The sequence below is a fragment of the Aestuariivirga sp. genome, assembly GCF_041738905.1.
Taxonomy (GTDB): Bacteria; Pseudomonadota; Alphaproteobacteria; order Rhizobiales; family Aestuariivirgaceae; genus Aestuariivirga.
In genome coordinates this window covers 1-5,757 of the sequence record NZ_JBGSOZ010000174.1, presented here as the reverse complement: position 1 = coordinate 5,757, position 5,757 = coordinate 1, and the positions used below count along the sequence as shown (strand labels likewise).

The 5,757-nt window shown below is 59.4% G+C and carries 5 protein-coding genes and 2 pseudogenes; 6 read left to right on the top strand and 1 reads right to left on the bottom strand.

Annotation, left to right across the window (positions count from 1 at the left end; translation table 11 throughout):
- The 3 genes from ACEW8Q_RS16550 to ACEW8Q_RS16540 form a co-directional block, all read left to right on the top strand.
- Positions 1-182, top strand: a 182-nt coding sequence (locus ACEW8Q_RS16550) for a hypothetical protein (RefSeq protein ID WP_373505159.1), incomplete at its 5' end; no start/stop codon positions are given.
- A gap of 78 nt (positions 183-260) precedes the next feature.
- Entirely contained in the window at positions 261-2,546 is a 2,286-nt protein-coding gene (uvrB, locus tag ACEW8Q_RS16545) for an excinuclease ABC subunit UvrB (protein WP_373505158.1), read from the top strand.
- Between the two features lie 398 nt (positions 2,547-2,944).
- On the top strand, positions 2,945-4,099 hold the full coding sequence (locus ACEW8Q_RS16540) for a hypothetical protein (RefSeq protein WP_373505157.1): 1,155 nt from the start codon (positions 2,945-2,947) through the stop codon (positions 4,097-4,099).
- Positions 4,100-4,168: 69 nt separating this feature from the next.
- Here ACEW8Q_RS16540 and ACEW8Q_RS16535 read toward each other — a convergent pair.
- Positions 4,169-4,348: pseudogene (locus ACEW8Q_RS16535) on the bottom strand (HigA family addiction module antitoxin); the annotation flags it as partial.
- Positions 4,349-4,423: 75 nt separating this feature from the next.
- Here ACEW8Q_RS16535 and ACEW8Q_RS16530 point away from each other — a divergent pair.
- From ACEW8Q_RS16530 to ACEW8Q_RS16520, 3 genes and pseudogenes are all read left to right on the top strand, one after another.
- A complete protein-coding gene (locus ACEW8Q_RS16530; RefSeq protein ID WP_373505156.1) occupies positions 4,424-4,735 on the top strand; it encodes a hypothetical protein in 312 nt (103 codons plus the stop codon).
- Positions 4,736-5,081: 346 nt separating this feature from the next.
- Positions 5,082-5,435 carry a hypothetical protein gene (locus ACEW8Q_RS16525; RefSeq protein WP_373505155.1) on the top strand — a complete coding sequence of 118 codons (354 nt, stop codon included), beginning with the start codon at positions 5,082-5,084 and terminating at the stop codon, positions 5,433-5,435.
- Between the two features lie 60 nt (positions 5,436-5,495).
- Positions 5,496-5,757 (top strand): annotated as a pseudogene (locus ACEW8Q_RS16520) (branched-chain amino acid--2-keto-4-methylthiobutyrate aminotransferase); the annotation flags it as partial.

Genomic DNA, 5,757 nt, shown 5'->3' with positions numbered 1-5,757 from the left:
CCGGCTGGTCGGGCTTCGCCCAGATGGCCTGTGGCGCCGCCGCCTCGCAACTGGTGGGAAGCCTGCAGGATGGCTGGCCCACGGCGGTGTTCTGGTTCATGGCCGTGGCGAGTGCTCTGGCACTGGCCTCGCACTGGGCCTCGGTGCCGCGCGGCAAGCCGATCGCCGCAAGCGAAACCTAACCACCCGAGCCATCCTGACAGCAGCTGTCAGCAGGCGCGCTTGGTCTTCTGGCCTTGCACCCCTATATTGATCCGATCATGGGTCACTCACGTCAGGAAGGCGGCTTCGCGGAAGCTCCGCAGCCGCACGATCTCGAATCATCGGTTCCCTTCACTGGGAGCCTCGGCCCCCTGCGGCCGGAATTCGTGCCGCTCGCCAGCTTCACGCCGGTCAAGCCCGCGAAACAGGCAAAGTCGGATGGCGGACGGGAGCTCAAGACCGTCTCCGAATTCGAGCCCAAGGGCGACCAGCCCACCGCCATAAAGGAACTCGTACGGGGCGTTCAGGCCCACGAACGCGACCAGGTTCTGCTGGGCGTCACCGGCTCCGGCAAGACCTTCACCATGGCAAAGATCATTGAGGCCACGCAGCGCCCTGCCCTGATCCTCGCGCCGAACAAGACGCTCGCCGCGCAGCTCTATGGCGAGTTCCAGAGCTTCTTTCCCGAGAACGCAGTCGAGTATTTCGTCTCCTACTACGACTACTACACGCCGGAAGCCTATGTGCCGCGCTCGGATACCTATATCGAGAAGGAATCCGCCATCAACGAGCAGATCGACCGCATGCGCCACTCGGCCACGCGCTCGCTGCTGGAGCGTGACGACGTGGTGGTCGTCGCCTCCGTCTCCTGCATCTATGGCATCGGAGACGTCGAGACCTATTCCGCCATGGCCTTCCAGCTCAAGAAGGGCCAGCGCACGCCGCAACGCCAGCTCTTGGCCGATCTCGTTGCACTCCACTACAAGCGCAACGACCAGAACTTCGTACGCGGCACCTTCCGCGTGAGGGGCGATACGATCGAGCTGTTCCCGTCGCATTTCGAGGACCGCGCCTGGCGCATCTCGCTCTTCGGCGACGAAATCGAATCGATCGCCGAGTTCGACCCCCTCACCGGCCAGAAGGCCGCCGAGCTTGAGCAGATCAAGATCTACTCCAACTCGCATTACGTGACGCCCAAGCCCACGCTGGAACAGGCCGTGCAGCGCATCAAGCATGACCTGCGCCTGCGCCTCGGGGAGTTCAACGCGGCGGGCCGGCTGCTGGAGGCGCAGCGCCTGGAACAGCGCACCATGTTCGACATCGAGATGATGATGGCCACCGGCTCCTGCGCCGGCATCGAGAACTATTCGCGCTACCTCACCGGCCGCAAGCCGGGTGAGCCGCCGCCCACCCTCTTCGAATACCTGCCGGATAACGCGCTGGTCTTCATCGACGAATCCCACGTCACCATCCCGCAGATCGGCGGCATGTTCCGGGGCGACTTCAACCGCAAGGCCACGCTTGCGGAATATGGCTTCCGCCTGCCCTCCGCCATCGACAACCGCCCCTTGCGCTTCGAGGAGTGGGACGCGATGCGCCCGCAGACCGTCTGCGTCTCGGCCACGCCCGGCAAGTGGGAGATGGAGCAGACCGGCGGCGTCTTCGCCGAGCAGGTCATCCGCCCGACCGGCCTCATCGACCCGCCCGTCGAGATCCGCCCGGTGAAGACGCAGGTCGATGACCTCGTGGACGAGTGCAAGAAGGTGGCGCTGGCCGGATACCGCACGCTGGTGACGACGCTGACCAAGCGCATGGCGGAAGACCTCACCGAATACATGCACGAGCAGGGCATCCGCGTCCGCTACATGCACTCCGACATCGACACGCTGGAGCGCATCGAGATCATCCGCGACTTGCGGCTCGGCGCCTTCGACGTGCTGATCGGCATCAACCTGCTGCGCGAGGGCCTCGACATTCCGGAATGCGCCCTCGTCGCCATCCTCGATGCCGACAAGGAAGGCTTCCTGCGCTCCGAGACCTCGCTGGTGCAGACCATCGGCCGCGCCGCCCGCAACGTCGACGGCAAGGTGATCCTCTATGCCGACCGGATCACCGGCTCGATGGAACGCGCCATGGCCGAGACCGACCGCCGCCGCGAGAAGCAAGTCGCCTACAACACGGCCAACGGCATCACCCCGCAGTCGATCAAGCGCAACATCGGCGACATCCTCAAGAGCGTCTACGAGCGCGACCACGTGCGCGCCGACGCGGGGCTGATGGAGGACGTGCCGCTGGTGGGCCACAACCTTCAGCGCGTGCTGGCCGACATGGAAAAGAAGATGCGCGAAGCGGCCGCCAACCTGGAATTCGAGGAAGCCGCACGCCTCCGCGACGAGGTCAAGCGTCTGAAGGCCGTGGAACTGGCCGTGATGGACAACCCCACCGCCAGCCAATCCGCCATCGAGGACGCAAGCGCAAGCTGGCCGAAGCCCAAGGGTGAGCGCAAGGCCGGCTCAAAGGCAGGCAAGCCGGGAACGCGGGCGTACCGGGGACCGAAGCGGTAGACGGTTTTCCACTATCTCTTGCAAGATAGGATTCTCGTAGGGCGGATGAGGGGTCAGCCATCGAGGATGCCAGCGCAAGCTGGCCGAAGCCGAAGGGCGAGCGCAAGGCGGGATCAAAGGCGGGCAAGCCGGGGACGCGGGCGTTCAGGGGACCGAAGCGCTGACCCAACATCTCCTCCCACTTGGCGGGAAAAGATGGCGCGCGAATAGCATAGAATAACCCGATAACCTCAACTGGTTCTGGATAAGCACCCACGACGAGTATACCCGGCTGATCGGATGAGCCGTCAACAGCCTGCGCGGCGAAAGAGTTCCTCAGTTGAAGATCACTAGTTCAAAAATGATAGGGTAATCTAGATTCTAATGTTTGACAGACGGTGGGAGAGCAATCGACTGACATGATAATAGTTTATCTTGACACCTCGGACTACGCTAGACTTTATCGCACAGATGCCGAGGAGAGTATCCGGAGAATTTACGACTTTCTGATTGGTTTGGTCGAGGAACGAAAGATTTGCATTCCAATATCGTACCTTACCCTTTTTGAGCTACTTCAGGACTACAGCCCGGAGTATCTTTCGGACCGCAGACTTCGAGCGAAGTGTCTGTCTAAACTTTCTAGGTCATACGGCGTACCCTTTCTTTCTGATCTTCTCGAGGGGGATCGATCAGTCATCGTAGGTGGTTGGGCTCCTAAAGAAGTAGACAAGGAATTCAGCGTCAAAATTCTAGTAGCTCAGATAAGGGAGCGCATAGTGCGGGAAGCACCACTGCCCAGAGCGGTGCGACGCAGACTAGGGAATTCATCGCAGTTTAGACGAGTGATTAAGGAAAACCCTGAACATTTGTTTATGAAGAAAGGTGACTTAAATGGTCTTCCAGTCCCAGATACTTTCATTGAAGGACAGTACCTCCGCCGTTACTTACTCGGAGAAATTGGCTCAGAAGTCGCAGACCGAGAATTGAAGAAGATTATTACTGATCCAGTTAGCTTTTTTGAGTTCTGGTTCGAGTGGTACAATAGGCCAAATCCACTGACGACAATTCTGCAGAAACCTGCCGCGACCATGAAAGCTCAACTGGATCTAGCCAGAGATAGGCTTGCAGAGCTTGAAAGAGAGGCAGCCAAAATGAGGGTGACCCGGAAAGAGTTAAAATCTGCGATCCAGAGAGTGCGTACTCTCGAACGAGAGACGGGAATCCCTTCAATGCTAAAGAACTATGACGTTCCACCTGTACCCGAGGTTAGCAGCATTATGGATGACCAGAGACTTGAACAATGCCTTATTTCATTACCTACAGAAATCAGGCCGTATGCTAAAATCTATTTGTTGGGGTTGCTAAGAGGAAGAAGTTTTCAGAACTCCGATTTAGGTGACTTAATCCATGCCACTTATCTTCCTGTGTGTGATCTGTGGCGGGGCGATAGAACATTTTCTAATCTTTTGATGGCAAATAGGGCTCCTCACCACGATCGAATCGTCGGCTCTCTTGCAGAGCTGCCTGCTAGAATTTCCAGACTTCTAGATGGCAGCTTTACTATGCAAGTTTGAATGTCAGCGCCACCCTCATCCGGCGCTTCGCGTCACCTTCTCCCGCTACAGGGGGGGGCGGACGATGGCTCAGGCCGCCCTTGGCTTAATGGCATCCAGCGTCTTGCCCAGCGCGCGGCGCTGTTCCATCAGGTCGTAGTCCATCTGGAGGCCGAGGAAGAAGCGGTCCGACAGGCCATAGTAGCGGGCGAGGCGAAGCGCGGTGTCGGTCGTGACGGCGCGCTGGCCCAGCACGATCTCGTTGATGCGGCATGTCCTAAAATCGCATCTTTACAACCCTAGATTTATGGCTAATTATCTTTGTGTTGGAGGAGGGATAACCTGATGAATGGCAACACGCCACCGCGCGAGACTTACAAGTTGGAAGGGCTAGTTGTGAATGTCACGGCACCAATCATTTTGCCGAGTGACATGCAGAGATATTTGGTGTTCGGCTTCCAGTCACCGACTGAAAACCGTATCATCAACGCTGTATTCTACGTTCGTCTTGGTGATGCCAATGGTCCCGATATGGCTTTGAATGTCGTGAAGGCTTTGGCAACAGAGAAGCCACTGCGCGTAACATTCACCGCTCCAAAGGGATGGTCGACGGACCGGGACCCAAGTTATGTGATAGATATCGCGGAACTCGTCTAGGGGTCACTGTTCGTTCCGCCGATGCAACCAGTATCTTAAGGCTGTTGATTGGGCAAGGAAGCTGGGTTCCCGCTTTCGCGGGAATGACGGTTAGAGGAAGCAGCGTTCTCTCTATTCCGTCACCGCATCAAAGGCTGGGCCCCCGCTTACTTTTGAAGTTTCGGGTGATGCTGCCAAAGGTGCCCGCTCCGTGCCACCCCCATCCGGCGTTTCACGCCACCTTTTCCCGCCACAGGCGGGAGGGAAACCATCCCAGCCGCAGCCCGGCCATGCAATCCGGCATCGCTGCACCTGCGTAACCCCTCACACAGTCTTTACAATCACAACACCTCAGGGGTTCACGAACATGCGGAAGATGATGCTTGCGGCGGGTGCCGCGCTGGTGGTCATGGCGATGCCGGCGGCGGCCGAAATGGCCAAGGGCGATGCGATCACGGCGGCCATTTCCGGCAACACGGTGCAGGGCAACATGGATTCATCCGGCCCCTATGCCGAGCATTACGGCGCCGATGGCGTGGTGCATGGCAAGGATTACAAGGCCAAATGGTCGGTCGAGGGCGACACCATGTGCTGGGTCTATGACGGCACGCCGAAGGATTGCTGGGGCGTGGAGATCGCCGGCGATCAGGTGAAGTGGGTGAAGGACGGCAAGGCCCAGGGCACCGGCACCATCCTGCCCGGCAATCCCAACAAGTTCTGATCCTCCGGGGCCGGGCGCCGCCCTTGGCACCCTGCCCCGTTCGGTGCATCCTGCATCGCCATGACAGACACTCCCTACCTCAACGGCGCCGCCTGTGGGCGCGGCAAATACGTTCCCATTGCCGAGGCCACCATCCCCGTCACCGACTGGGGCTTCACGCGCTCCGACGTGGTCTATGACGTGGTGCATGTGTGGGATGGGGCGTTCTTCCGGCTGGGCGACCATCTGGACCGCTTCGAAGCCTCGATGACGAAGCGGCGGCTGGCCATCGCCGAGGACCGCGACGGCCTCACCGATGTGCTGCACCGCTGCGTGGGGCTGG

Coding starts and splice junctions, on each gene's coding strand:
- ACEW8Q_RS16525 (WP_373505155.1), top strand. CDS start 5,082: ATGCGGAAGATGATGCTTGCGGCGGGTGCCGCGCTGGTGGTCATGGCG.
- uvrB (WP_373505158.1), top strand. CDS start 261: ATGGGTCACTCACGTCAGGAAGGCGGCTTCGCGGAAGCTCCGCAGCCG.
- ACEW8Q_RS16530 (WP_373505156.1), top strand. CDS start 4,424: ATGAATGGCAACACGCCACCGCGCGAGACTTACAAGTTGGAAGGGCTA.
- ACEW8Q_RS16540 (WP_373505157.1), top strand. CDS start 2,945: ATGATAATAGTTTATCTTGACACCTCGGACTACGCTAGACTTTATCGC.